This window comes from Chitinophaga sp. OAE865, from assembly GCF_040546735.1.
Taxonomy (GTDB): Bacteria; Bacteroidota; Bacteroidia; order Chitinophagales; family Chitinophagaceae; genus Chitinophaga; species Chitinophaga polysaccharea_A.
Window position 1 is genome coordinate 4,650,957 of record NZ_JBEPOF010000001.1, and the last position, 26,912, is coordinate 4,677,868.

31 protein-coding genes are annotated in these 26,912 nt (G+C 47.1%); 11 read left to right on the plus strand and 20 right to left on the minus strand.

The genetic code is table 11. The features are described from left to right. Positions 1-41: 41 nt before the first annotated feature. The 7 genes from ABIE50_RS18790 to pdhA form a co-directional block, all read right to left on the minus strand. The gene (locus ABIE50_RS18790) at positions 42-719 is read right to left on the minus strand and encodes an SIR2 family NAD-dependent protein deacylase (protein WP_209857784.1); all 678 of its coding nucleotides are present in this window, start codon (positions 717-719) and stop codon (positions 42-44) included. Positions 720-729: 10 nt separating this feature from the next. Continuing rightward, positions 730-1,596: a DUF4349 domain-containing protein gene (locus ABIE50_RS18795; protein ID WP_209857785.1), complete on the minus strand. Its 867-nt coding sequence runs from the start codon at positions 1,594-1,596 to the stop codon at positions 730-732. 104 nt (positions 1,597-1,700) lie between these two features. Continuing rightward, positions 1,701-2,114: an EVE domain-containing protein gene (locus ABIE50_RS18800; protein WP_209857786.1), complete on the minus strand. Its 414-nt coding sequence runs from the start codon at positions 2,112-2,114 to the stop codon at positions 1,701-1,703. A 33-nt stretch (positions 2,115-2,147) separates the two neighbouring features. Further along, entirely contained in the window at positions 2,148-2,867 is a 720-nt protein-coding gene (locus tag ABIE50_RS18805) for a (Fe-S)-binding protein (RefSeq protein WP_142687074.1), read from the minus strand. Between the two features lie 23 nt (positions 2,868-2,890). Then, positions 2,891-3,391: a 6,7-dimethyl-8-ribityllumazine synthase gene (ribH, locus tag ABIE50_RS18810; protein WP_209857787.1), complete on the minus strand. Its 501-nt coding sequence runs from the start codon at positions 3,389-3,391 to the stop codon at positions 2,891-2,893. Positions 3,392-3,460: 69 nt separating this feature from the next. After that, positions 3,461-4,159: a tetratricopeptide repeat protein gene (locus ABIE50_RS18815; protein WP_209857788.1), complete on the minus strand. Its 699-nt coding sequence runs from the start codon at positions 4,157-4,159 to the stop codon at positions 3,461-3,463. Between the two features lie 121 nt (positions 4,160-4,280). Then, a complete protein-coding gene (gene pdhA, locus ABIE50_RS18820; RefSeq protein WP_142687077.1) occupies positions 4,281-5,273 on the minus strand; it encodes a pyruvate dehydrogenase (acetyl-transferring) E1 component subunit alpha in 993 nt (330 codons plus the stop codon). Between the two features lie 228 nt (positions 5,274-5,501). On the opposite strand from pdhA, the gene recF reads away from it, so the two are divergent. Both recF and ABIE50_RS18830 read left to right on the plus strand, forming a co-directional pair. Next, on the plus strand, positions 5,502-6,581 hold the full coding sequence (recF, locus tag ABIE50_RS18825; RefSeq protein ID WP_209857789.1) for a DNA replication/repair protein RecF: 1,080 nt from the start codon (positions 5,502-5,504) through the stop codon (positions 6,579-6,581). Positions 6,582-6,651: 70 nt separating this feature from the next. After that, a complete protein-coding gene (locus tag ABIE50_RS18830; protein ID WP_142687079.1) occupies positions 6,652-6,939 on the plus strand; it encodes a DciA family protein in 288 nt (95 codons plus the stop codon). Between the two features lie 7 nt (positions 6,940-6,946). Here the strand turns inward: ABIE50_RS18830 and ABIE50_RS18835 are convergent, their stop codons facing one another. The 6 genes from ABIE50_RS18835 to ABIE50_RS18860 form a co-directional block, all read right to left on the minus strand. Then, complete coding sequence (locus tag ABIE50_RS18835) at positions 6,947-7,456, minus strand: DUF4252 domain-containing protein (protein ID WP_209857790.1); 510 nt, start codon at positions 7,454-7,456, stop codon at positions 6,947-6,949. Between the two features lie 17 nt (positions 7,457-7,473). Further along, positions 7,474-7,995 carry a DUF4252 domain-containing protein gene (locus tag ABIE50_RS18840; RefSeq protein ID WP_209857791.1) on the minus strand — a complete coding sequence of 174 codons (522 nt, stop codon included), beginning with the start codon at positions 7,993-7,995 and terminating at the stop codon, positions 7,474-7,476. Positions 7,996-8,033: 38 nt separating this feature from the next. Further along, the gene (locus tag ABIE50_RS18845) at positions 8,034-8,507 is read right to left on the minus strand and encodes a PG0215 family putative anti-sigma factor (protein WP_209857792.1); all 474 of its coding nucleotides are present in this window, start codon (positions 8,505-8,507) and stop codon (positions 8,034-8,036) included. Continuing rightward, on the minus strand, positions 8,497-9,012 hold the full coding sequence (locus ABIE50_RS18850) for a GFO_1088 family ECF-type sigma factor (protein ID WP_209857793.1): 516 nt from the start codon (positions 9,010-9,012) through the stop codon (positions 8,497-8,499). The genes ABIE50_RS18845 and ABIE50_RS18850 overlap by 11 nt, the downstream gene beginning before the upstream one ends. A 245-nt stretch (positions 9,013-9,257) precedes the next feature. After that, complete coding sequence (locus ABIE50_RS18855) at positions 9,258-10,313, minus strand: ABC transporter permease (RefSeq protein ID WP_209857794.1); 1,056 nt, start codon at positions 10,311-10,313, stop codon at positions 9,258-9,260. An 8-nt stretch (positions 10,314-10,321) separates the two neighbouring features. Continuing rightward, positions 10,322-11,404: a BT_3928 family protein gene (locus ABIE50_RS18860; protein WP_209857795.1), complete on the minus strand. Its 1,083-nt coding sequence runs from the start codon at positions 11,402-11,404 to the stop codon at positions 10,322-10,324. A 258-nt stretch (positions 11,405-11,662) separates the two neighbouring features. Here ABIE50_RS18860 and folP point away from each other — a divergent pair, with 258 nt between their 5' ends. Next, complete coding sequence (gene folP / locus ABIE50_RS18865; protein WP_209857796.1) at positions 11,663-12,526, plus strand: dihydropteroate synthase; 864 nt, start codon at positions 11,663-11,665, stop codon at positions 12,524-12,526. A gap of 23 nt (positions 12,527-12,549) precedes the next feature. Beyond that, a complete protein-coding gene (locus ABIE50_RS18870) occupies positions 12,550-13,362 on the plus strand; it encodes a diadenylate cyclase (protein WP_142687087.1) in 813 nt (270 codons plus the stop codon). A 71-nt stretch (positions 13,363-13,433) separates the two neighbouring features. Here the strand turns inward: ABIE50_RS18870 and ABIE50_RS18875 are convergent, their stop codons facing one another. Further along, the gene (locus ABIE50_RS18875) at positions 13,434-14,312 is read right to left on the minus strand and encodes an FKBP-type peptidyl-prolyl cis-trans isomerase (RefSeq protein ID WP_209857797.1); all 879 of its coding nucleotides are present in this window, start codon (positions 14,310-14,312) and stop codon (positions 13,434-13,436) included. A 37-nt stretch (positions 14,313-14,349) separates the two neighbouring features. After that, positions 14,350-15,354 (minus strand): DHH family phosphoesterase, encoded by a 1,005-nt coding sequence (locus ABIE50_RS18880; RefSeq protein ID WP_209857798.1) that lies wholly within the window; start codon positions 15,352-15,354, stop codon positions 14,350-14,352. Between the two features lie 165 nt (positions 15,355-15,519). On the opposite strand from ABIE50_RS18880, the gene ABIE50_RS18885 reads away from it, so the two are divergent. Together ABIE50_RS18885 and xerD are read left to right on the plus strand one after the other, a co-directional pair. Next, positions 15,520-15,936 (plus strand): nucleoside-diphosphate kinase, encoded by a 417-nt coding sequence (locus tag ABIE50_RS18885; RefSeq protein ID WP_142687090.1) that lies wholly within the window; start codon positions 15,520-15,522, stop codon positions 15,934-15,936. 437 nt (positions 15,937-16,373) lie between these two features. Further along, positions 16,374-17,273 carry a site-specific tyrosine recombinase XerD gene (xerD, locus tag ABIE50_RS18890; RefSeq protein WP_209857799.1) on the plus strand — a complete coding sequence of 300 codons (900 nt, stop codon included), beginning with the start codon at positions 16,374-16,376 and terminating at the stop codon, positions 17,271-17,273. 114 nt (positions 17,274-17,387) lie between these two features. On the opposite strand, the gene ABIE50_RS18895 is transcribed toward xerD, so the two are convergent. Next, on the minus strand, positions 17,388-18,278 hold the full coding sequence (locus tag ABIE50_RS18895) for a hypothetical protein (protein ID WP_209857800.1): 891 nt from the start codon (positions 18,276-18,278) through the stop codon (positions 17,388-17,390). A gap of 484 nt (positions 18,279-18,762) precedes the next feature. On the opposite strand from ABIE50_RS18895, the gene ABIE50_RS18900 reads away from it, so the two are divergent. The 5 genes from ABIE50_RS18900 (at position 18,763) to ABIE50_RS18920 (ending at position 22,343) form a co-directional block, all read left to right on the plus strand. Continuing rightward, the gene (locus ABIE50_RS18900; RefSeq protein ID WP_209857801.1) at positions 18,763-19,176 is read left to right on the plus strand and encodes a hypothetical protein; all 414 of its coding nucleotides are present in this window, start codon (positions 18,763-18,765) and stop codon (positions 19,174-19,176) included. Positions 19,177-19,475: 299 nt separating this feature from the next. Beyond that, positions 19,476-19,901, plus strand: a complete 426-nt coding sequence (locus ABIE50_RS18905; RefSeq protein ID WP_142687094.1) for a hypothetical protein — start codon at positions 19,476-19,478, stop codon at positions 19,899-19,901. After that, positions 19,888-20,697, plus strand: a complete 810-nt coding sequence (locus ABIE50_RS18910; RefSeq protein WP_209857802.1) for a sensor histidine kinase — start codon at positions 19,888-19,890, stop codon at positions 20,695-20,697. The genes ABIE50_RS18905 and ABIE50_RS18910 overlap by 14 nt, the downstream gene beginning before the upstream one ends. 118 nt (positions 20,698-20,815) lie before the next feature. Next, a complete protein-coding gene (locus ABIE50_RS18915) occupies positions 20,816-21,472 on the plus strand; it encodes a response regulator transcription factor (protein ID WP_142687096.1) in 657 nt (218 codons plus the stop codon). Between the two features lie 19 nt (positions 21,473-21,491). After that, complete coding sequence (locus ABIE50_RS18920) at positions 21,492-22,343, plus strand: DUF2911 domain-containing protein (protein WP_209857803.1); 852 nt, start codon at positions 21,492-21,494, stop codon at positions 22,341-22,343. 22 nt (positions 22,344-22,365) lie between these two features. On the opposite strand, the gene ABIE50_RS18925 is transcribed toward ABIE50_RS18920, so the two are convergent. From ABIE50_RS18925 to ABIE50_RS18940, 4 genes are read right to left on the minus strand one after another with little or no spacing between them, the layout of a single operon-like run. Beyond that, on the minus strand, positions 22,366-24,072 hold the full coding sequence (locus ABIE50_RS18925; protein ID WP_209857804.1) for a sodium:solute symporter family protein: 1,707 nt from the start codon (positions 24,070-24,072) through the stop codon (positions 22,366-22,368). Continuing rightward, on the minus strand, positions 24,069-24,197 hold the full coding sequence (locus tag ABIE50_RS18930) for a hypothetical protein (protein ID WP_332005672.1): 129 nt from the start codon (positions 24,195-24,197) through the stop codon (positions 24,069-24,071). The genes ABIE50_RS18925 and ABIE50_RS18930 overlap by 4 nt, the downstream gene beginning before the upstream one ends. 3 nt (positions 24,198-24,200) lie before the next feature. Further along, positions 24,201-24,377 (minus strand): hypothetical protein, encoded by a 177-nt coding sequence (locus ABIE50_RS18935; protein WP_185937328.1) that lies wholly within the window; start codon positions 24,375-24,377, stop codon positions 24,201-24,203. Positions 24,378-24,390: 13 nt separating this feature from the next. After that, positions 24,391-26,868: a PIG-L family deacetylase gene (locus tag ABIE50_RS18940; protein WP_209857805.1), complete on the minus strand. Its 2,478-nt coding sequence runs from the start codon at positions 26,866-26,868 to the stop codon at positions 24,391-24,393. Between the last annotated feature and the right edge of the window lie 44 nt (positions 26,869-26,912).

Sequence of the window (26,912 nt, forward strand, 5' to 3'; positions counted from 1 at the left end):
AGGACTTGTGATACCTCCCCTGGAACGGGGAGGTTTTTATTTTACAGGATATTTAATAATTCCAGCACGCCCTCTGTTGCAGGCTTTTCAATCAGGTAAAGGTTATCGGCCTTACCTACTTCAGGGATCTTCCGGTCGATGATATACACCGGCACACCCGGCTTTACATATTGCAGCAGGCTGGCCGCAGGGTATACCTGCAAGGAAGTGCCTATTACTACAAATATATCCGCTTCCCATACTTCCCGCGCGGCCTTTTCAATCATTGGCACGGCTTCGCCAAACCAAACAATATGCGGGCGCAACTGCCCGCCGTCTTCCGCAAGGTCGCCCATCTTAATATCATCGCGGATCTCATAGATCAGCTCCTCGTTATTTACGCTGCGCATCTTAAAGATCTCTCCATGCAGGTGCAGCACCCGGGTAGATCCTCCCCTTTCATGAAGGTCATCAATATTTTGTGTGATGACCCGCACATCATATTTTTCTTCGAGCTTTGCCAGGCCCGTGTGAGCTGCATTGGGAAGCGCCGCTTTCACGTCCTGGCGGCGACCGTTGTAAAAGTCCTGCACCAGGGCAGGATTCTTTTGCCAGCCCTGCGGGGAAGCCACTTCATATACATCATAGCCTTCCCATAATCCATCTGTGTCTCTGAAGGTCCGGAGGCCGCTTTCAGCACTGATGCCGGCTCCGGTCAGCACCACCAGTCTTGGTTTCATGTAAATTCGTTTATTGGTTTACGTTAGTTGGGGCTTTGCGGGATTTCCATCTCCTTATTCCTCTTTTTATAAAAATAAAAATAAAAACGATACCAACTATCAACGGCCATGCACTGAAAATACCGAGCGTAAGCGATAAGAGCCGGTTCCAGCCGTCTTTGAACGACAACCACGACCGCTGCAGGAAGCCAGGTGACTGCGGATCCGAGTTGGCAAAGGTCTGGTAATACTCAAGACTGATGTTGCTGTAAGCCACATGATGATCCATGTACTGCAAACGCCCTTTTGCCGATTCTATTTCTTCACGAATGCTTTTCAGCTGGGCCTCCACTTCCAGTATTTCCTTTACATTCTTTGCCTGCTGCAGTATCTGTACGTACCGCTGCTCCACCGCCAGCCGCGCTTTCATACGGGCATCCAGATCTACATATTCTTCGGTAACGTCCGCGGAGGTAATACTTTTTTCATCTATCCCGGAAGCCCCGCTGGTAATACTTTCCACGCATTGCTCAAAGGCGGCTGCCGGTACTTTTATGGCTACTTCGTTCCGCCATTGCATGCTGGTATTTTCCTGTTTTTCACTGGCAATGTAGCCGCCGTACTTTTTAACTGTATCGGCTATACGTTTTTTGCAGGATTCGAAATCGGAGGTAGAGAAACGAAGCACGGCGTTTTTAATAATTTTCTGGGAGATGGGTAACGCAGTCCCCTGACCGGCATCGCTCCCGGAAGAAGCCAGCGCGCCTTCGGCAGCCACGGCCGCTATAGGCGGAGCTTCCTCCATTTTAAGTTCCTGTACTGCAGGCGCGCTGTTATTGCGGCAGGCGGGTAAAAGCATTGTAGCCGCGCACAGGGCAAATATGAGTGAATGTTTCATGAGCTGGAATTTCCCCTATGATGTACATCTCCGCGAAATTCCATAAACAGCGAAGGTCATCTTTCTTTGAAAGATGACCTTCGCTGTTTATCTCTTTAAAATACTTATTTTTTCATTCCTCCCATTTCCATGATCGCCTCAAACTCTTCCGGCTTTACATCACATACCGATAAGCGTCCCTGGCGGATCAGCGACAGGTTGGCCAGCCTTTTTTCGGCTTTCATCTGTACCAGTGTGACGGGCTTCTTAAACGGCTTTAATGGCTTAAGGTCTACTACTACCCAGTTAGGGTCCGGTGTAGTGGGATCCTGGTAGGCTTCTTTGGCCACGGTAGCCAGGCCTACTATTTCCATGCCTTCATTGCTGTGGTAGAACAATACCTGGTCGCCTTTTTTCATTCCCCTGAGATTGTTGCGGGCCTGGTAGTTACGCACGCCATCCCAGAAAGTGATCTTGTCTTTTACAAACTGGTCCCAGGAATATTTAAATGGCTCAGATTTCACCAACCAATAATTCATATTGCATTTAATTTTCGTGATCAGATAGTAAGATTACCAGCCACTGGCCAATACATCCGCAATGTGCATCACCTTGATATTGGTACCGTGTTTACGGATATAACCATCCAGGTGCATCAGGCAGGAAAGGTCGGTAGAGATCAGGTAATCGGCTCCGCTGTTAACGGCATTGTTTACTTTTTGTTCGCCCATTCCCATGGAAATGGGTTCGAACTTTACAGAGAACGTACCGCCAAAGCCACAGCACACTTCACAATCGTTCATTTCTTTCAGCTCCAGTCCTTTTACTTTCTCCAGCAGTTTACGGGGGCCTTCCTTGATATGGCATTCCCGCAGTGCGCCGCAGGCATCATGATAGGTGCCCACCCCGTTGAGGGTAGCTCCAAGGTCTGTTACATGCAATACGTCTGTGAGGAATTCGGTAAACTCGAAGAGGTTTTTCTTCAGCAGTTTTACATCATTATGTGCTGCAGAATTATCAAACAATTTGCCATAGTAATTCCGCACAAAACCGGTACAGGAACCACTGGGAGCAACAATGTAGTCGAACGTTTTAAAATCCTTTACAAATTTGGTGGCTACGGTGCGGCATTCGTCCTGGTACCCGGCATTGTAGGCTGGCTGACCACAACAGGTTTGCTCCGCGTTATACATTACATTACATCCAAGTTTCTCAAGCACCTTCACCATATTGAAGGCGGTTTCAGGAAACAGCTGATCTACAAAACACGGTATAAATAACTGTACGTTCATCTCTATAGCTTTTAGCGTTAGCCTTAGCTTTTAGCTAACTTTCTTTGCAATGCGATCATCTTCAGTGCAGTAATGGCAGCTTCTTCTCCTTTATGGCCGTGGGCACCGCCCAGCCTGTCCAGCGCCTGCTGCTCATTGTCTACCGTCAGAATTCCAAATATAACAGGAACGGGTAGCTGAAGGTTCAGTTGAAGGATACCTTCTGTTACGGCTTTACACACATAATCGAAATGTGGTGTTTCGCCCCGGATCACGCATCCAAAAGCAATAATAGCGCCAGGCTGTTTACCGGTGCCTTTGGTAGTTTCCCAGTATTGTTTACAGGCATATGGTAATTCGAATGCGCCTGGTACAATTATTTTTTCTGATTTGCTGACCTGGTACTGTGTGAGGGCTTTTTCGCAGCCGTTTACCAGTTCATTCACGATGGCGTCGTTCCATTCGGTATACACCATAACAACACTGGCATCCTCCAGGTTGAGAATGCCAGCGTCATTTAATAAGCTCTTATTGTGCTCGGACATATTATTCTTATAGCTTTGGGCTGCCGGCAGTTTACTGCCGGCTTTAAACCGGCAGCAAACTGCTAACAGCTAGTTCTTTACGTCTCCCAGTCTTGCCAGGTATTTGTCCATTTCACGACCTTCGTTAGTCGTAGGAAATTTCTCTTTGATCTCTTTGTAGATAGCTTTAGCTTCTTCTGCTTTACCTGTTTTCTCCAGGGCCTGGCCTGCACGGAACAGGTATACAGGGGCAGTCAGTTCATTATCGTTATAATGTCCTGCTTTTTTGTAAGACTCAATACCTTCTTCCGCTTTGTTCAGCTCCATGTAAGCGTCGCCGATCAGGCCGTAGGCAGTGGGTTGCAGCAGCAGGTCGGTAGAACTAAAGGATTTTAGCATGTCGATGCCTTTCTGGTATTCACCCAAACGGATATAACAAACACCTGCGCTGTATTTAGCCAGGTTACCGGCTTTGGTACCGCCATATTTGTTCACCACCTGGAGGAAACCATAGTTGTTACCATCACCGTTCAGGGCGAGTTTGAATGAATCTACCGCGAAGTAGTTCTGGGCGTGGAAGATCATTTCCTGCGCTTTGTTTTCATTCGGCTGTTTCACAAAACGGTTATAGGCGAAGAAACCGCCTACCACTACCACTACAGCCAGTACAGCTATAGTAATAACGTTCTTGTTTTTATAGAAGAAATCCTCTGCCTTGTGCATGGATGCTTCCAGGTCAAAATCTTTTGTAGGCTGAGGCACGGTGGCTTTATCTTTAGTTTCTGCCATTGTAAGGTGTAGTTGTAATTGCTTGGTTATTAAATATAGGGTTTAGCTTTAGGCTTTAAGCCTTTAGCAGATGCAGCTTTGGCTACATTTACTAAAGGCTTAAGGCAGACAGCTAAATACATTAGTCAACGATGAATGGATAATCTTCCTGAACGTAAACGTCTTTCAGTAATTCATCATCGCTTGGCCACGGAGATTCTTCTGCGAATGCCACACATTCTTCCACTTCTGTTTTCACTCTTTCGTTGATCGCTTCAATTTCTGCTTCGGTAGCCCATTTATTTTTCTGAATAACTCTCAGTACTTCGTTGATAGGATCCTTTTCCTTGTATTCTTCGAGCTCTTCTTTGGTGCGATACTTGGCCGGGTCGCTCATAGAGTGGCCACGGTAGCGGTATGTTTTGATTTCCAGGAGGGTTGGGCCGCCTTTTTCACGGGCACGTTTTACCGCTCTTTCGATACCATCGTGTACAGCTTCGCAGCTCATACCATCGATAGAATCGGCCGGCATTTCATAAGCATCCGCCAGTTTATAGATATCCAGTACGTTGGAGGTACGTTCTACAGAAGTACCCATTGCGTACATATTGTTCTCACAAATGAAAATTACCGGCAGCTTCCAGGTCATTGCCATGTTAAAGGTTTCATGGAGGATACCCTGGCGGGCAGCGCCATCACCGAAGAAACACAACACTACATTGTCTGTTCCCTTGTACTGTTCTGCAAGCGCCAGTCCGGCGCCGGTGCCTATCTGGGCTCCAACAATACCGTGGCCGCCGAAGAAGCCATGTTCCTTGGAGAAAAAGTGCATACTGCCTCCCTTTCCTTTCGAACAACCGGTTGCTTTACCATACAGTTCTGCCATACAAGCTTTAGCGGAAATTCCTTTCGCAATTGCCAACGCGTGATCACGGTAGGCAGTAATGAATTTATCTTCCGGCTTGGTAGCAGTCATCGCACCAGCAGCAATTGCTTCCTGTCCTATGTACAAATGACAAAAGCCACGGATTTTTTGCATCCCGTACAATTGGCCTGTCTTTTCTTCAAAGCGGCGCAGCAAAAGCATCAATTCATACCAGTACAGATATGTCTCTTTGGTGAATTTCGTCTTCACGTCTGTTTTAGTTTGCACTCTTTCTAAATTTGTTCGCAAATATAACAGGAAAATCGTAAAATATAAATATCAATTCTAATTCCCATTAAATTATGCAATTTCATCAATTTCAAACAGTTTTGCATTTAATTGCACCCGGATCACAGGGAAGTTCCCGGTAGAGCGGATTTTTATTAGTTATACAAATGATATTTTTCGCATATTATTAATTACGAATAATTTTTTTCTTTGCTTTATATAAATAAGATATCACTCGTTCAGTTCAAGAATTACAACCAGGCATCCTTTTCCTTTGGGCACCGGATAGTGGGGATTACCGGCCGCAACGGTGCGGGTAAAACCAACCTGCTGGACGCCATCTATTATCTTTGCTTCACCCGCAGCTATTTTACCAGCAGCGAAAATCAGAACGTACGTTACCAGACCAACGGGTTCCGGCTGGAGGGCAACCTGGAAAAAAATGACCAGGAAGAAAAGATCGTATGTATGCTCAAAGACGGCCGCAAGGAAGTAAGCCTGAATGAGGAACGGTACGACCGGTTTTCCCGCCATATCGGGCAGTTTCCCGCCGTAATGATCGCCCCGGACGATGCAGACATCATCCTCGGCGGCAGCGAGGAAAGACGCAAATGGCTGGATAGTCTTCTCTCCCAGCTCTACCCTGAGTACCTCGAGCACCTGATCATCTACCAGAAAATATTATTACAACGGAACAGCCTCCTGAAAAATATGGCGGCCACGGGGCAAAACCAGGACAGCCTCCTGGATGTGTTTGACCTGCAACTGGTAATGCATGGCGTACCGGTATATGAAACCCGGAAAGCTTTCCTGCAAACCTTTATCCCGCAGGTACAGCGCCTGTATGATTATATTGCCGGCACCCATGAAGTAGTAAATATCCAATACCAGTGCAGCCTGCTGGAGGAAGATTATGCCCTGCAGCTAAACCAGGCAAGGTACCGCGATATGCAGTTGCAGCGCACTACCACCGGCATTCACCGTGATGATCTTCTTTTCCTGCTGAACGATCATCTCATGAAAAGCAGCGCTTCACAGGGCCAACGCAAAAGTTTCCTGTTTGCCCTGAAGCTGGCGCAGTTTGAAGTGATCCGCCAGCATAAAAAATTCCCTCCCCTGCTCCTGCTGGATGATATCTTTGAAAAACTGGACCAGGAAAGGGTAAGCCGGCTCATTGCACTGGTGGCCAGCGATAACTACGGCCAGGTATTTATTACGGATACGCATGCAGAACGGCTGCAGCAGGCCTTTGCAGGCACAGGAGAAAGTATACAGCTCATTGCCATATAGGATATAGCTTCCGGCAACAAAATGCGTTGCTGAAAGCTACATACCAACAAAAAATCACTAGCTTCGCACCATGCGTCATGGAACTACCAGTATAGGAGATGCCCTCCGGGAATTTATGAATAAGAGCAGGATGAAACCCCGCCTTACGGAGGTGCGCATCCAGGAAAACTGGGAGAAACTGATGGGCAAAACCATTGCCCGCTACACACAGAGCATCCAGCTGATCGATAATAAACTGATCGTTACAACTACTGTGGCGCCGCTAAAACAGGAATTAACTTATTCGAAAGACAAGATCATCAAGCTGGTGAATGAAATGCTCGGAGAGAACATTGTAAAGGAAGTGATGATCCGTTAGGCAGTGATCAGTTGGAGGCAAACTGCCGGATAAGATGGTTGACATCAGCTATTTTCAGGGTGGTTTGCAGGTTTACGATCACGAATTCGTTTTCTTCCTGTACCAGCATTACCACGTTACCCAATTCATCGGCTTTCCCCTTGTTGAGTATATGAACCAGGTTTCCATTGTCTCTTGCTTCCATTAACAGGTCGAAGTTCTCATTCCGCTGCAGGTTGCTTTTCAGATCAGCAATATCGTCATAACTAACAGTGCCGCCTTTTACATTGGAAATGGTGTATACCTTTACTTTCTGTATGCCTCTGAGTGCGTGCCCCATCGCTTTGGCGTCGGCATCGTCATTGTCGAACGACAGGCACAGGCTGCCCAGGTTGAGCGCAAATCTGCCCAGGTTTACAGTGTGTATTTCCGCGCTTCCCTTATACTTGTTGCGGAACTCGCGCAGGCATTTGTCCTGGGCCTTTACAGCCGTAGCAGATAAGAGCATACAACCTGCGGCAATGAGCAATGATTTCATGGGAGTAGTTTTAAAAGTTATTTCTTCTTCACGTTTTTAAGTTTATCCATTCCCTGGATACTAACGCCATTGGCGATCTGGGATATTTCGTTGAGATCCATATTGCCCACCAGGCTCATGGCAAGGAATTCATCGGAGCCGCCTACCAGCATTACCAGTTCATTGATGTTGCCTTTGGCGTCTTCCTTCACCATGAATTTCACATCGCTGCCTTTGTCGCGCACCGTCATCAGTTCTTCAAAGTCGCTGCCAATAAACGCGGCGGCTTCCCTGTATAACCGGGGGCCATCTTTCGTGGTTTCCTTGGTGAGGATGCGGAGCCCTTTCAGCTTCTGGATCACCTTCATCATGTTTTTGGCGTCGGCATCACCGGGGTCCAGTTTGGCGAACATGCTGAACATCTTGGGCGTGATGGTGATCACCGTGAAGCTGCGGTCGTTCTCGTACTTCTGGAAGAACCGTTCTATAGCGCTTCCCTGTTGCGCGAAGAGGTGAAAACTGGCAAAGACCGCCACTAGTAATAACAAGAATCGTTTCATCTTTCTAAATTTATATCAGGTTTTAAAATGGCCGTTGGTTAATCGTCCTTTCCTTCCACCACGGCAGTGGCTTCGCTGAAATAAGACAGCTGTTGTATCCCGGAAGTGCCCTTGTTGAGATTTTTAGCCAGCAACTGTAAAGCTCTCTTGGTTTCGTCCAGCGCTTTCTGCGGATCGTTCATTTCCTGCTGCCTTAAAGCTACCAGTACCTGCTGCTCCCGCTGATGGTGCTGTTTAAGCGCATAACCGATACCTACCGCTACCATGATCACTGCAGCATATTTCATCCAGTGCCGCCAGGGCGACAGCTTCACTATTTTTACCGGGGGCGCTTCCCATACTCTTTCCGCTTCACGGTGAAAGTACCCGAACAAGGGAACCGCCTCCTGCAAGGCTTCCGGCAGGCCGGCGTGCGGCATGCTGAAAAAATCACGCAGTATCGCTTCCTCTTCCAGGGAGGTTTCTCCTTCCCAGTACTTTTCCACCAATACAGTGATGTGTTTATAATCCATATACCTGCAGGTTTTGTAGTTTTTCGCGTACCGTTTTACGGGCACGGTGCAAATTCACTTTAACGTCGTTCATATCTATATCAAGTATGTCGGCGATCTCCTGGTAGGAATGCCCGTCGATATCCCTCAGCTGAAGAATGGTGCGGTATTTTTCCGGCAGGGCGTTGATGGCCACATGCACTTTTTCCATGACATCGTTCTGTTCTGTTACCGCATGCGGGTTTTGCTGATGAATGGCCGGCATCTCTCCTGCCCTGTCCAGTTCATCTGATACCCGGTATTTCCTGGATTTGATCTTATCCAGGGCCAGGTTGCGGGTAATACGCATGCACCAGGCTTCCATATTCTGTAGTTCAGCCATCTTTTCCTGCATGCCCCATACCTTCATGAGGGCATCCTGGATGATATCCTGCGCGTCTTCCTCGTTGCCCAGCAGGCGGAAAGCAAAGCGGTAAAGCTTTTGCCTGACTGGAACTACCTCGGTAAGGAATCTATTTAATGACATGCAGAATAGTGCGTTTTGAAAGAAGACGACTGTAAATCGGAGATGTTACAAAGATGAAGATATTTTTTTGCGGATTTTGTCTTGGAACACTGATTACGCTGATTTTGATGATTTCATTGATGTTTTTTGCGTTTGATTTAATAGCAAAGGAGATAATATTATTTTATCTCCCTTATTCTATTAAAAAATAACATCAATGAAATCATCAAAATCAGCGTAATCAGTGTTCCAAGACAAAATCCGCTCTACTCCAGCCTGATCCGCGGGTCGATGAGCGTATAGAGGAGATCCGCCAGGAGGTTAACGATCACGAAGATGCCGGCAGTGAATAGGATGGCTCCCATTACCACGGGGAAGTCGAATTTATCCAGGGCATCCACCGTTACCTTGCCGATGCCTTTCCAGCCAAAAATGTATTCTACGAAAAAGGCGCCTGCCAGCAGTTCGGCAAACCAGCCGGTGATAGCGGTGATCACCGGGTTGAGGGCGTTGGGCAGCGCATGCCGCCATATCACGGCCCTGCGGGAAAGGCCTTTGGCATAGGCAGTACGGATATAGTCCTGGTGCAGTACATCCAGCATGGCGCTGCGGGTGAGCTGCACAATGATGGCCAACGGGCGGATCCCCAGCGTAATGGCCGGGAGCACCAGATTGCGCAGGTTCAGTACCCTGCCTCTGAAAGGATCCACATCAAACAGGTTGCCGGACATATGAAGACCGGTATAGTCGCTCAGTACAAAGCCAAACAGGTAAGCCAGTACTATCCCTGCAAAAAAGGAGGGCGCTGAAATACCGGCCACACTGGCAAATACGGCCCCCGTATCCATCCAGGTGTTTTGCTTTACGGCAGATACCACCCCCAGGGCAATACCAACAATGGTGGCAAACAGCATAGCGGCTATTGCCAGCATCAGGGTGCCAGGCAGTGCCTCTATCAGAATATCCCATACCTGTTTCTTACCCTGGTAGGAACGGCGGAGATAAGGCGCTTTCAGCACCAGGAGCTTATCATTTGATATATGCGCTACCGTTAGGTACCGCAGGTTTTCACTGGCTTCCTGTTGGGTGTGGACCCCAACCGGCAGCAGGTCGTTCAGGTAATACAGGAACTGCGTCCCTACCGGCTGGTCGAGATGCAGTTCCCGGCGCACGTTTTCCAGGGAGGCTACGTCTGCCCGCTGTCCTAATGTGAGCCGTGCCGGATCGCCGGGCAGCACATTGAACAGGAAGAACACCAGCACCACTACGCCTAGCAGCACCAGCAATCCATACCCGGTTTTACGAAGCAGAAAACGAAGCATACAGCTGATTATGGTATATCATTATAATGCCATTTCCCTTTGATGGTGCCTTTATCCAGCAGGAGCAGCGCAGGGTTGCTTCTGCCTGCGGTTTTAATGGCCACTCCATCCATTTGTACAAAAGGAAACTCCAGGCCGTGTTGCTGTTTGAAGGCCGCTATTTCCTCTTTGGTGGAGGCGGTCACTCCATATATAACTACTTCCTGGTTCTTCCACTTTTGTTGCAGGGCTTTCATTTTTTCATCCCATCCGCTGCCAGCCTTTTGGGTATTGAGCACCAGGAAAAGATATACCGGTTTGGTTTCAGACAGGATGGCCTCCGTTTGGTTAACGCCATCCAGGTCGGTGAGGATAAAATCCTTGATGGCCGGTTCTGCATTGCCTTTTTTCACCAGTTTATCTTTCCGGTCTACAAACTTCCAGGTACTGTCGGACCAGGGGTAGTTATCTGCAGTAAATTCCTTCTTCTGCCCGTTCTTCTCATATATAAAGATCATTTCGTACACATCCGGTGTAGCGCCCGGGGGCAGTTTCATCTTTTCGGGGATGTTGTTGCCTACTTTATAAGGCAGGCAGTCGAAGAAAGGCAGGTGTTTCAACGTATACCACTGAATCCCGAATGCAAATACGGCGGAGAGCAGCAGTACCAGTCCTGCTGCTTTGAACAGCGGCTGTATGCGGTTCCTGTAAAAGAAGATCACCAAGATCATCACCAGCAGGATCACATCTTTCCAGAAGGTTTCCACGGCACTGAGCTTGATGCAGTCGCCAAAGCAGCCACACTCACGGATAGTACCGCTGAACAGGGCATAACCTGTAAGAAAGGTAAAGAATATAATGAGCAACAGCAGTAGCACGGAGAAGATACGCATACGGTATCCAACCAGTACGGCTACACCGGCAATAATTTCGAAGGCATTCATGATAATGGAAAATGCCAGGGAATAGGGAGACAGGAAAGTGAGGTGCAGCACTTCAAAGAACTCATCCATTTTATAGCTGAGTCCTAACGGATCATTTGCCTTAATCAGGCCGGAGAAAATGAATAACACCCCAACGATTATACGTAGCAGGTTAAGGATAATCTTCATAAAATAGTTTAATGGTTAAGTGATCCGTGAAGATAAGAACAATCAGGGTTTACCTTTCCTTGAAATTGATGAGCGTAAAATGCCTGCCGGCACGCTTCAAATCTATTTCTGAAATTAAACGTGTAAATTCCTAAATTCGGAAATGATTGATTTTCCTTCTTAGATTTGCAGGCAAAATAAAGAATTTCAGGTAAAAGGCCGGAACTATATAAGAAACCAGGGGCCAGGCGCCTGCATGCTAACTCTTAACGCATTTAAATGAAACCACACCATATCCCGGCAACAACATCTTCACCTGTAATAAATTGCAGAGGGCAGTTATTGTCTCTCGCCACACCTGCCGTAATGGGTATTATAAATGTGACCACCGATTCTTTCTATGAAGGTAACCGCATGCATGAACTGCACCTGGTGATGGAAAAAGCGTCGGAGCACCTGGCGGAAGGCGCCGCCATACTGGACCTTGGCGCACAAAGCACCCGTCCTGGTGCTGAAATGGTGGGACCGGAAGAAGAGATCCACCGGCTGATTCCTGCTATTCATGCCATTCTGAACAAATATCCCACCGCCATTATTTCTGTAGACACCTGGTATGCTGCAGTAGCAGAGAAAGCAGTACATGCAGGCGCTGCTATTATCAATGATGTAAGCGCGGGAGATATGGATGCAGATATGATCCCGGTTGTTGGTAAACTGCAGGTGCCGTATATTGCAATGCACATGCAGGGTAAACCAGCCACAATGCAACAAAACCCGCAGTATGAAGACGTGGTGGCCGAAGTGCTTGATTACCTGGTACAGAAACTGGCTGCCTGTCGCGCTGCCGGCATCAAGGATTTTATTGCTGACCCGGGATTTGGCTTTGGAAAAACGATTGACCATAATTATACCCTGTTGAAGAACCTGCGCCTGTTTTACGATGTACTCGGGGTACCGGTGCTGACTGGCATTTCCCGTAAATCGATGATCTATAAACTGCTGAACATTACCCCGGCCGAAGCGTTGAACGGCACTACTGTTTTAAATACCATTGCCCTGCAACAGGGTACGCATATATTAAGGGTACACGATGTAAAAGCCGCTGTGGAAGCGGTAAGGATCATGAAGAAAATGAATGGCTAATTTAATCTTGCAATTTTACAATTATGAAGGAAGTAATACAATTTTATGGAGTTGAGTTTCGATGGCTGGATCTTCTGGACCTGCTGATTGTTGTTTTTCTGATCATTCAATTATACCGTTTATTAAAGGGAAGTCTTGCTTTTAATATTTTCGTAGGCCTGTTGATGGTATATGCCGCTTATTTTCTGGTAAGGGCCTTGAAGATGCCTATCCTCACCAATATCCTGCAAAACTTTATTAATGTTGGTATCATTGCCATCATCATTATTTTCCAGCCGGAGATCAGGAAGTTCCTGCTGGTGCTGGGTAAGAAAACACCGTTGAGTAAGGATAGTTTTCTAACAAAACTGTTTCTTCCTGATAAGTTTAAGAGTTATAAGGAAGAAGAAAATATTATCAATGAACTGATAGTGGCAGTAAGCCGGATGCAGAGCACATTTACCGGGGCCCTGATTGTAATAGCTACCACCTACCGTTTGAAATTCGATTCTGCGTCCAGTATTCCTATCGACGGGAATGTGAGCGCGAAGCTGATAGAAAGTATTTTTGAGAAGCACAGTCCCCTGCATGATGGTGCGTTGATTATTGTTGGAAACAAGATCCTGGCGGCTAAAGTGATCCTCCCGGTATCTGAAAATCCGAACCTGCCCACCCGTATAGGGTTACGTCACCGGTCGGCGGTAGGGATTACGGAGCACAGCGATAATATGGCGATCATAGTTTCCGAGGAAAGAGGATCTGTGTCTTATGCGATTGATGGCGTGCTTACCCAGGATGTGTCGTTGGAAGACCTGAAGGTGAAGCTATACGAGGTGCTGATAGATGGATACTCCTGATAATGGTATTGAATTATAAAGAGAAAGCCCCCTGTCGATCGACAGGGGGCTTTCTCTTTATGCGATAATAATTATTTACCTGGAGTAGGTGCAGCAGCAGCCGGAGCTGGAGCGCCAGCTTTGATATCTACCAACTCTACGTTAAATACCAGTACGGAGTTGCCGGGGATTACCGGGGGACTTCCCTGTAAGCCGTAAGCCAGTACAGAAGGAATTACCAGGGTAGCTTTGGAACCTTTCTTCAGGCCGCTCAAACCAGCGTCCCAGCCTTTGATCACGAAACCGCGGCCGATAGGGAATTTGATTGGCTCTAAAGGCATACCTGGGCGCATAGTTGAATCCTGGCTGGAATCAAATACTTTACCGGTAGTGAGCTTACCTGTGTAGTGAACATACACGGTATCGCCCGGATTAGGGGTGCTGCCGGTACCTTCCTGGGTAACTGCTACATAAACGCCTTCAGCGTTCTTAGTGGCGTTGATCTTGTTTTTATCCAGGTATTCTTTAATTACTTTTTCGTCTTTTTCTTTCTGGGCAGCAGCAGAGTATTTGTTTTCCACTGCAAAAGTGATCTTCAGTTTATCACCTGCTTTACCAAACGGAGGACGTTCCTGGGCTGGTAACGAATCCCACGGAATAATAAAGGTAGCGCTATCGCCTTCATGCAGGAGGGCAATACCTTCCATCAGGTCGTATTTGCTCTGTGGTTTGGCCACCAGCACCGGGATCGCAGCGCCTACCATTTTCCGGGAATCACCCAGCAGGGAGTCATTGATACGCTGGGTAACATTCACCAGGGCAGTATCGCCTAATTTCAGTTGTGCTCCGCTGCCGGATTTGTGAACGATATACTCAATACCGCCCGGTGTTTTTTTAACACCTGTACCGCAACTGGCTAAAAGAAAGCCAAAAGCTGCAGTTGCAACTAAAAACTGATTGTTTTTTTTCATTTGATTGTATTAGTAGGTTGAAATACTTTAATTAAAGTTATTGTAACAGGTCTTCGTTCTCTTCCACTGCTTTCACAAAACGGTCAACTGTTTTTTCAAGTGAATCTGTGCTGCGGCCTCCGGAAGCGTTGAAATGTCCTCCCCCGTCGAAATATTTGCGGGCAAAGGTATTTACGTCGAAGTTGCCTTTGGAGCGGAACGACAGTTTCACTTCCGAATTGCGGTCGATGATCAGCGCGGCCATTTTGATCCCCTGGATAGACAACAGGAAATTCACGAGCCCTTCGGTATCCCCGGTCTGGAGATCGAACCGTTTCAGATCGGAATATGGAATGGCCAGCATGGCGGTATTATATTCATAGAATACTTCCATGCGGTTCAGCAGACTATGTCCGAGGAAGCGCAGGCGGTTTTCCAGGAAGTTATCATAGATCGCCTGGTGGATCACCTCATGTTTCAGCCCTCTTTCCATCAGGTCGGCCACCATACGGTGTACGGCAGCAGAAGTGGATGCAAAGCGGAAAGAACCTGTATCTGTTACAGTACCGGCATAAATGCATTCGGCAATTTCGAGGTTAATATACTGCTCATCTCCCAATTTATATATAGTTTCATAAACTAATTGGGCGGTGGAGCTGGCTTTGGTATCACTCACGCCGTAGTCAAAGCTGGGCTGTGGCTCCAGATGGTGATCTATCAGAACTTTGGTGCAATCCAGTTTTTCCAGGTGCGGCGCCAGGTTTTTGGTGCGGTAGAGGGCGTTGAAGTCCAGGCAAAACAGGAGATCAATACCTTCCAGCGCCTGGATGGCCCGGTCCATAGACGATTCGTAATCGATCACATCATTGGCGCCTGGCATCCAATTCAGGAAATCCGGAAAATTGGTGGGTGAGATTACAGTTACCTGATGCCCTTTCTGTATTAAATAATGATACATTGCTAAGGAAGAACCCATGGCATCCGCGTCTGGCTTCTGGTGCATTGTTATCACCACTTTCTTAGGGCTCTCCAGCAAAGGTTTAATTTCCTCGATCGGCTTCATTAAAAAACTGTAATGTTAAGAGTTGATTTCCAATCACAACAAGTGGTTGAAACAGAAAACGAAGTGCGAAGATCTTTATTTGGGGCAGAATTTCAAAATTTTTTACCACTAAAGAAAATGTAATTACTTTTGCGGCCTAATCTGTAATTCGGAATTAAACATTATATGAGCAACAGAACATTTACTATGATCAAGCCTGATGCAGTAGCAAACGGGCACATTGGCGGCATTTTAAACATGATCAACGCTGCAGGTTTCCGCATCGTGGCCATGAAAATGACGCAGTTATCTACTGCTAAAGCAGGTGAGTTTTATGCAGTACATGCGGAAAGACCTTTTTACGGTGAACTGGTAGAATTCATGAGCAGCGGCCATATCGTAGCGGCTATCCTGGAGAAAGACAATGCCGTAGAAGATTTTCGCAAACTGATCGGTGCTACCAATCCTGCCAATGCAGAAGAAGGTACCATCCGTAAAAAATACGCAGAGTCTATCGGCCGCAACGCGGTACATGGCTCCGACTCTGATGAAAACGCTGTGATTGAAGGTAACTTCTTCTTCAGCGGTCTGGAGAAATTCTAGTACCGAATCACTTACATCATTGCAAAAAGGCTGGCTTCTTAAAAGCCGGCCTTTTTTGTGGGCCAGGTATTTATTTTGTTGATTAATTATTTCATTTACATATACTTATGTTGTTTTGTGGGAAGTGATACTTTAGATATGGTGACAAAACTGCCAAAAAGGCGCAATCATATGATCCTCAATAAGAATATGATGGCAAAAAAAGAGGCAAAAACCCCGGTTTACACCCTTAAAATCAGCTAATATTTATACATCTTAATAAATTCATTATCATTAATTTATATTCTCTTATAAAGTAGTTTACTTTAAACAAAGCCACTCTCCTGTTTCCTGTAGTAAAAACACTCATTTTCCCTGGTATTATTTTACCCTTTTACCCTTATTTTTACGAATAGCCGTTACCGTAGTTTTCCAAAAAGCATTTAACTTGCCTGCCTATGTGGGAATCATTCCGGAAACTGTTTAAAGGATATTTAAGATTAGAGCGGTCAATGTCTGACCACTCCGTGGTAGCATATATAAGAGATGTTGAAAAACTGGAGCAATACCTCCAGGCCCACGGGAAAGAAAAACTGCGCCCGCAGGATGTAACTTTTGAAGACCTCCAGGGTTGTGTGCAATGGGTTGCCCAACTGGGTATGACCGCCAGTTCACAAGCCAGGACCATTTCCGGCCTGAAGGCATTTTACAGGTTCCTCCTGCTGGAAGACATGGCGCATGAAGATCCCACCCAACTGCTGGAAGCCCCGAAAATTCTCCGTAAGCTGCCCGACGTGCTCACTTTTGAAGAGATAGAGAAGATCATTGCACAGATACCGCTGGATACTGCTGAAGGCCACCGCAATAAAGCCATCCTGGAAACCATGTATAGCTGCGGGCTTCGCGTAAGTGAAGTCATTAACCTCCAGATCAGCCAGCTGCATATGGATGTGGGATTTATCAGGGTGATCGGGAAAGGCAATAAAGAGAGAATGGTACCCATTGGTAAAGACGCCATGCGGCAGATAGATATTTACCGGAGAAATGTCAGGACAATGTTACCCGTTAAATATGGTCAGGAAGACACCCTGTTCCTTAACCGTCGCGGTGGTGCACTGAGCCGGGTAATGATCTTCCTCGTGATAAAAGAGCTGGCCCAAAAAGCGGGTATTCAGAAAAACGTATCGCCGCATACCTTCCGGCACTCTTTTGCAACTCACCTGGTAGAGGGCGGCGCCGACCTGCGGGCCGTACAGGAAATGCTGGGACATGAAAGTATTACCACTACGGAGATCTATACCCACCTTGACCGGGAATACCTGAGGGATACCCTGCTGCGTTTTCATCCGAGGTTCTGATACCCGTAAAATGAGAACAGCTACCCGGGGAAAGGTAGCTGCTCATCTGCTGTTAGAAGGTCACAAACAATTGGTAGTTTTGCCATGATAAGGAGGGACATACAAACAATCCTTTTACAATAAGCTATGGGTTAGCAAGCGGTATTTATCACTCTTCTTTCTCTTCTGACCAGTGAGGGTGATCACATCGCTGAGCCAGCTGCCAAGTTGCTCAGAGGCGCGTTTCACCCGCGACGACCGGTAAATTATATTTACATTGCTGCATGGGCGCAGGTCCTGCCGGCCGGGCAGCCGGGCCATGCTTTCATCTTCCGCCCATAGCAATTCATTATTCCTGTAAATTTTGAAGTACACATCCGGGCCGGTGGCTCTGCGGCCGGGAATGAGCGACTGCATCACGCCATTACTGAAGTGCTGCCTGGAAAAGTGCAGGGTATAACGCCCCGCCTCATTGGTATGCGCCTGCCCTATCAGCTGACCCGTAACTGCATTGTAGGCTTCCACTTTCAGGTGCGGTTGCCCTGAGGCTGCAAAATGAGGCTTCACTACACCGGTAATTACCCAGGCGCCGGCATTAGCATATATATTATGCCAGGTAACAGCAGGGATCACATAGGCATAGGCACCTACGTAGCCGTCGGCGTTACGCTTCCAGTGCAGCACCAGTTTGCTCAGGTGGAAGTTGCGGGATTGCCGGGTACCATTCTTCCCGGGCAGCTGATCCAGGCACAGGTCCAGTTCCAGCGCTTCGGTGAACAGGTGTACTTCCTTCCAGCGGAGACTGAAATTGCCTTTATCATCAAGGGTGGCTTCTGCCAGTAACCGGTCGGCTTTCATCAGCACTTCGCGGGCAGACAGCGGTTTCATGTCGTTAAAAATTCCGATGGGCTGTTCTGATGCTGAAGACACAGCAGGCAGATACACCCGGATACGTGCATTTACCAGCGGCTCCACGCAATCCTGGCAAATAAGTGCAGAGATGTTTCCGATTAATAGGTAACTCATAATTTTATTTTTTTTAAGAAAAAAAAAGGGGTTAACGAGCATCACCTGATGACTTGATTCTGCATATCACTAACCTAAAAAAACAAACATGGTAGAAAGGCCAATTACTATTAACTTTTTTGAGGACAATAGATTTAAGCCGGTTGACAATACAAAGATTAAGAACTTTAAAGGAGCAGTCAAGCGTTTAACAACTGAAAAAAATCCATGCGTAGAATTACGTAAAATGAGGAAGAGAATTACGGTTTTCGCTTTTTGTTCCCTCTCCTGACTGGCCAAACAGCCATGCGTATAAATACGCATTTTCCTGTGGGGGATACGGAATCCGGGCGCTTTCCATGCGGGCGTAAAACTGCTCAAACCCAATGGTGGATTCAGTTACACCTGCGTAAAAACGCAGTTGCCCTTAACCAGGTGGGTCAGCAGCCGGATTGTATATGCCATTATTTGTAATAATTTTACCGCAAACTAAAACTTACCCACTATGAATGATTTTCCTAAAAGGCCGATTCCTGCCGATACAGGCGAGTTTATTTCCCTCGAGGAAATGATAACGCTTACAAAAAATCATGATGACGATCATGTCAACCAGAAGTCTTTTGGCACCCATGTTAAGGCGATGTGTTTTGGTAAAGACAAGATCATCGAGTTGCTGGACCAACCCGGTGCTACCGCTTTGAGAATTTATTATGGTATAAAGGTAGATACGGACGGGGATGGTATAAAAGAGAAAAAAATGATCCTGGTAGCAGTAGATGAAGAGGGCAATGATATACTTCCTTCTGAAACAACTGCGGCGGCGCCGGGAGGTGTTCTTGCCAAAGGCGGTATGGCAAAAATCCTTGACTCCGGATTACCCTGCCCTGAATATTGCTCAAAGCCAGGAGGGAAAGGATAAATGATAACTACTATCATCAACAATGCCATCTCGTGAATGTAACTTTATTTTTCAGCATTTTTTATAGCATGATGGGGATTGAAGCGCTGGTCTTGATCCCCTTCCTTTTAAACTATAAATCCCTGGACTTCTCTGCCCGGTGCATGTTTTTTTATATTCTCAGCTGTATCGTTTTTGCAGGAGGCTCTGTTCTTGTAGAGAGATATATAGGGAATAACATGTGGTTTTTCAGTCTTATGCATTTCATCCAGTTTGTAACACTCTCTATATTTTACTACCGGAGTATACATAACCCTACGATGAAAGCTATTATAAAGTATATGCCTTTCCTGATACTGGCTATATTTATATTTGATTTGTTCTTTATAGAGGGAGTTCGTGCCTTTAACTCCATCTCATCCGGTGTTAAGCAGCTCGTGGTGTTCTCCTACGGCCTTTACCTTTTCCTGCAACTGCTGAAAGACAGGACTCTTATAGAAAAATCGATCTACATAGATTCCCTGCCGATATTCTGGTATAATTCGGGTGTTTTCATTTTTGCCTGTACAGAATTTTTATTCTGTATCAGCTATAATCACCTGCAAACGCTCTTCACTACGGGGGTAGCCAGGTTGGGAATGACCGTGGCAATATTGAGTATCAATTATATTGTTGGAATGATATCGATGATTCTTCTTTATATTGGCTTCTCTAAGATCAAAAAACTAAAACATGCGAATTATTGATGTTATTGTAATTGGTACTACAGTAATGTTAATGCTGGGAGTCATCGTGATATTGCTGGTAATGCTCCAACAAAAAATGGTTATCCAACATAAACTTGCCATACGTGACAAAGACCTCCAGCTTCAGCGGGAACGCCTCATCGCAGTACTACAGGGCCAGGAACAGGAACGTAAACGTATCGCGGAAGACCTCCACGATGAGGTAGGCGCCCAGCTGTCGGTACTGAAACTAAACCTGGGCGGCCTTCAACCCCTGCTGAAAACCGGCAACGGCGAAACGGAACGGCTCCGCGAAACAAAAGACTTCACCGATACCATTATTCAGCAACTGCGGTTCATCTCCCAGAGCCTGCATCCCCAGGCGCTGGAAAACCTGGGCCTGGCGCATGCCCTGGACTCCTTCTGCAACCTGATGAATAAAAACAAACAGGTAAAAATAGCTTTTAAAACTGCCGGCAACGGCCAAACGGTAGACCGGGAAAAAGCACTGAACGTATACCGCGTGGTACAGGAGCTGATCAATAATATCCTGAAACATGCACAGGCTACAGACGTACTGATCACTTATCAGACCACTCCTTCCCTGCTTACCGTGACCGTGGAAGATAACGGAAACGGCGCCCTGCTTACCACACTGGCCGAATCCCGAACCAAAACAGGAAGCCTTGGGCTTAAAAATATCGAAAGCCGCCTTAATATTATCGACGGAAATATTAACTTCACTCCCGGAACACCACAAGGTACCATTGCAACGATAAGTGTAGAGAATTATCAGTCGCCTGCACAGAATAGTTGATACTTATGTTGTTTTATTACTAAATTGCCATCCGGTTATGTTGAAGCCGCTTGTAACGACATGACTCATAGTAATTTATTCTGAATAAAATAATAGCAAATCTTCTAACTGTCCACCTATGGCACACATAAAAGTGGCCATTGCAGATGATCACAAGATCTTCCGCAGTGGAGTCATAAACACACTGATTCCTTACGAAAATATCCGCTTCGTTTTTGAAGCCGATGACGGGCTGCATCTGCTGCAGAACATGGAAACACATCAACCGGATGTGATCCTGATGGATCTGAAAATGCCAAACATGGATGGCATTGAAGCTACCGTCAAGGTAAAGGAAAAATATCCCGATGTAAAGATTATTATACTCACCATGTATGAAGACGATAACTTCATTGTACACCTGGTGGAAAACGGGGCCAATGCCTATTTATTAAAAAACGCGGAACCGGAAGAGATCTATGAAGCCATCTGTACTACTTTTGAAAAAGGATTTTACTTTAATGAAAACGTAAACCTGGCACTGCTCAAAAAAGTATTGCACAAAAACAAACAACAATTTAAACCGACATTAAAAAACGAAATCCAGCTCAATGACCGGGAGCTGGAAGTACTGAAGCTGATCTGTAATGAACTTACCACCCAGGAGATTTCCGAGCAGATTTTCCTGAGCCCCCGCACAGTAGAGGGGATCCGCCAGAAACTACTGGAAAAAATCAACGTTAAAAACAGCGTTGGCCTGGTACTGTACGCATTCCGCAACGGATTAATAGAATAGATTTAAATACCCACCAAATATGAATACTATCAGAACCTTTGCCGCCACAGCGGGCACTATGCTGCTGCTGTATGCCGGCACTACACTGGCCCAGGGCATCAAAATGCCTGCGCCAAGTCCTACGCAAACCATTAAACAGGACTTCGCTTTATCCAATATTGAGCTGAGCTACTCCCGTCCGCTGAAAAACGGCCGCGTTATCATGGGCGACCTGGTTCCCTATGGTAAAGTTTGGAGAACCGGTGCCAACAGCGCTACCACTATTACATTCGGCGACGATGTAAATTTTGGCGGCGTACCTGTGAAAGCTGGTAAATATGGTTTACTATCTATTCCCGGCGCACAATCATGGACCGTTATCCTTACCAGCAGCCTGGACGTTACCAGCCCTGCCGCATACAAACAGGAAAACGATATTGCCCGTGTAACCGTAAAACCGGTAGCCACCCCTTTCAGCCAGGAAAGCTTTACCATCGGGTTTGAAAATGTACGCTCCAACTCCGTAGTACTGACCCTTGGCTGGGATAAAACCAAAGTACCGGTAGTGATCAAAGCAGACATCGACGATAAAATCACCGCCCAGATCAACGATGCTATGCAGAATGCCGAAAAGAAACCTTACTTCCAGGCAGCTGTATACTACTACGAAAGCGGTAAAGACATCAACAAAGCCGTAGAGTGGATCAATGAAGCCGCAACACAAAGCCCCGATGCCTTCTGGGTTTGGTACCAGAAAGCCCGCATTAACGCGAAAGCCAAAAATGTGAAAGTAGCTAAAGAAGCGGCCCAGAAATCCATAGAACTGGCAACTACGGCTAAAAACGATGACTACGTAACTTTAAATAAGAAGTTGCTGGCTACGTTGAAGTAAGTGAATTTTGTCTGACTCAGGATTATAATCCTGAGTCAGACAACCTCCGCGTATTCACAAAATACTGGAAGATCCAACCAAGCAATATCACCAGCAGACAGCCAATGGCGTTGAGCCAGAGAAAAGATACTGTCCCGGTCCAGTAAATCACCAGTACCACTATTTCCGCGATAATGGCCGCCCAGAAAGTAGCAGCGCCCCCTACCCGCTTCAGGTAAAAAGCAACCATGAAAATACCGAGTATTACCCCGTAAAACCAGGAGCCCAGCACATTCACTACTTCTATCAAGCTGCCAAGGCTACCGGCAAACTGCGCCACCACAATACAGAACACCCCCCAGATCAGGGTCCATAGTTTTGATATCTTCAGGTAATGCTCTTCCGACGCATGCGCATTATACAACCGCTTGTATACATCAATCACGGTGGTAGACGCCAGCGAATTCAATGCGGCAGCAATACTGCCCCATGCTGCCAGGAAGATGATAGCAATCAGCAACCCTACCAGTCCTTTGGGTAAACTGTTCACCACGAAATGAAGAAATATATAATTGGTATCGTTGGTGTCGGCAGTCGGGTCAGCATCTTTGATGAGCGACAATGCGGCTGTTCTCACCTCCTGCGACCTGTTGTCTGTTTGCTGCAATGCGTTTTTGGCGGAAGCAATACGGGCGCTGTTATCCGTTTCCAGCGCTGCCGCCAGATCTTTTACCTGCTGCTGTTTCAGGGAGCCCAGTTCACTGTACCGGTCTTCCAGTTTCTGTAACGCCGGTCCCTGTTCTGTTTTATGGATCCTTGCCAGTTGCGCTTCATTAAAGAAAATAGGTGCGCGGAAATACAGGTAAAATACAAATACCAGCGCGCCTATCAGCATGATCAGGAATTGCATGGGCACTTTTACAAGGCCGTTCATCAGCAGGCCCATACGGCTTTCCTTCACTGATTTGGCCGTAAGGTAACGGCCTACCTGCGACTGGTCGGTACCGAAGTACGATAGCGCCAGGAAGAAGCCTCCTATCACGCCGCTCCATATATTATATTTATCTTTCCAGTCGAATTTCGTAACAATCACATTCAGCTTGTCCATCTTGCCGGATACCTGCAAAGCCTGTTTCAGACCAATATCTGCGGGCAACAGGTGTACCACCATCCATCCGGCCAGGAACATGCCCCCGAAAATAATGGTAAGCTGAAATGTTTGCGTATAGGCCACTGCGCGGGTACCACCGGCTACTGTATAAATGATCAGCAGCCCGCCCATGATCATGTTTGTCCAGTACAGATTCCAGCCAAGTAAGGAAGATAATATGATAGAAGGCGCACAGATACTGATACCGGTAGATAAGCCCCGTTGTATCAGGAACAGTGATGATGCGAGGGTACGTGTTTTCAGATCGAAGCGCTGCTCCAGGAATTCGTAGGCCGTATATACTTTCAGTTTATGGAAGATGGGAACAAACGTGATACAAAGCACTACCATAGCCAGGGGTAAACCGAAGTAGTATTGCACAAAGCGCATCCCGTCTGTATAGGCCTGGCCCGGCGCAGAGATAAAGGTAACAGCGCTTGCCTGGGTACCAATGATAGACAGCAGGATGATATACCAGGGCATAGACTGGTTATCCAGGAAATAGCTTTCCATGTTTCGCTGGCCACGGCTTTTCCAGACGCCATAGCATATGATTACAGTGAGGGTACCAATGAGTACCATCCAATCTAAAGGACTCATGAAAATGTTTTGGTGAATGAGTAGAAGAGTATGATCAGCAACAGCAGCCAGGCTATTACCAATACATACCACCATCCCCACGATGGAAACAACGGTGGTTTTTCTTCCTGCAGGTTATCTGCCATAATCTAATCGTTTGAATTGCTTTTAGTCCACATACTACTTGTCAGCAGTCCCAATGCAATACCAATGATCAATCCCACCTGCACACGCTTGATCGTAAACCCGATCAGCAGTCCGAGGGCAATACACAAGCCGGCAGCGATCTTCAGCCTGGGACGATTTTCTTGATGTTTCTTACTCATTATCTTACAGCCACTATTTTACAGAAATCAGGTTTACAAATAAACGGTATGCCCCGGGCACACCGGCAGGCAGCTGCCTGAAAAAGGACAAGCCGGTGTATACATAGCATCCTTTGCCATAATGGGCTACCAGTGTGGATCCGCTGAGTGGCGATTCGCCTTTGTCGTTCATGCTGAAAGGCTTGTTGTATGCCTTGTCGGCATTAGCCGTGTAATACAGCCCGCGTTCCTGCACCCAGCCGTTAAAATCCGCCGCGGTAATTTCGTTGGGATAATGTAGCAGCGGATCTTTCGGATCATTGAAAGTAACCGGCGCATTTTCATCTGTTACCCTGTCGCGCGACAAACTGAACGGATAAGGCCCCAGGTCTGTTGTAACCAGCGGGCCATTCACATTATACTGGATCACCAGCTTCCCGCCGTTGTTCACATATTCCATCAGTTTGGGCTGCCAGTATTTCATACGTGCGTTTACGTTATAGGCCCGCACCCCGGTGATAATAGCATCGTATTGTTGCAGGTTACCGCTCATGATCTCCTTCTCTCCCAGTTCTGTTACATCATATCCTACCTGGCGCAGCGATGCGGCTACCATATCGCCAGCTCCGGGAATATATCCAAGCCGGTTGCCGTTATGTTTCAGGTTCACGGACACCAGCCTGGCCTGTGCCGGCGGAAACAGCGTGATCAGCGGGATATGATCATAGCGGATCTGTTGCAGGCTTTGCGTGTATTCCTTACCGTTACAGCTCATTACCACGGTAAATGTATCTGCATGGTTTTCTACCACGCCTTTTACCGGTTTGATATCAAAGCGCAGCTCTGTTTCATCTCCTTTTTGTTTCAGGCTGAACGGCTGGCTGTTGCCATCGCTGAAGCCGGCGGGTAATTGCAGCCGCACGGTTCCCTGTATATTGTCGGCCATTGCCCTGAGCTTCACCGGTACGGACTGTGCTTTGGCATCTGTAAAAATATATACCTGGTTGCTGAGGTCTGCCACTACCGGCGGAGCTATTACCAGTGGCTGGTACAGCTCTCCCTTAACAGGGTCGGTATATTTATACTGCAGCGGGCGTGCGATAGTAAAGGGTTGGCCACCGATGGTAAGATGGATCTGTGCCTGCAGTGCAGGAATATTTTCCGGGTTGCCCACCAGCAGCGGATCATTGATGATGTAAGTGCCCACCGGGTGAGGTTCTGCCAGCCAGTAGGGTTGCGATTCCGGTGTGTTGGCCGGTACCTGCAGCGTTTGGGATATGCTGGTGAATTTATTGAAGACCAATGGTTGCTGTTCTCCTATATTGGTATTGCCTGGCAATTCTATTTTATCGAGCGTAATTTTTACCGGGCCCCTGTTGATCAGCTGCACCGTGGCTTCCATACTGGTGCCGGGTACTACAGTGGGCGATGTGCTGTAGGCTTCTGCCCACAGGCCGGCGCAGGCGTAAATCAGTTGTTCTGTTTCTTTCAGCTTGAGGTTGCGCCAGTAGCCATCGGGCAAAGCCTGGATGGCGCTGCGTATTTCCAGCAGGGCCGGTACAGAGGCGGCCGGGTTCTCCATATCGTATACCGCCAGCGCTGCGTCTACCAGGGCGCCTATTTTACCGCCGCCGGGAACTCTTGTCCAGCTGGTATTGATATCATCCAGTAAACTCTTTTTAGGCGTGTTGCCTTTGATTGTTAGAAAGTATTCCTGCGAACTGCCGCGGGAGGAGGCTACGCCAAATCCCTGGCTTTTATGCTGGGAGCGGCTTTCAGCGGCTATCTCCCCGAAGCCTTTTCCAAGCAGGGGGTTAAAGGCGCCTACATCTATTTTAAACTGGTCGTCTGAAGTGGTATTTATATTGCCGAAGCTGAAGGTATTCCAGAAGATCCGTTTTGCCTGCCAGGGTTTTACCAGTTTCAACTGCTCGGGGAATCGTTTGGGATCAGCGGCAGCGCTGTATGCTTCTTCCGCCAGCATGGCCGATGCGGTATGATGGCCGTGGCCTGCGCGGCTGTCTGCCGGGAAACGGCAGATGATCACGTCAGGCTGGAATTTACGGATCATATATACTACATCTCCCAGGATCTGCTCCCTGTTCCAGATGGTAAATGTTTCCTGCGGGTTTTTAGAGAACCCGAAATCCTGGGCACGGGTAAAAAATTGTTCTGCCCCATCAATACGGCGTGCAGCCAGGAGCTCCTGTGTACGGATCAGTCCCAGTAACTCCGACTGTTCGTTCCCTACCAGGTTTTGCCCGCCATCACCGCGGGTGAGCGACAGGTAGCCCGTGCGATATAGCTTTTCCTTTGCCAGGTAGCCCAGCAAACGGGTGTTTTCATCATCAGGATGGGCGGCAATGTATAATACACTTCCAAGCGTATCCAGCTTCTTCAGTTGCAGTTTTATATCGGCGGCATTCCATACGGGTGATGGTTGTGCCAATGCGGGTAAGCCCAATACTGCCAGTAAAATTATAACCAGTGCGGTAGATCGTCTTATAAACATTGATGATTCGTGAATTTACGGATTGCCAAAAGTAATAATTAATT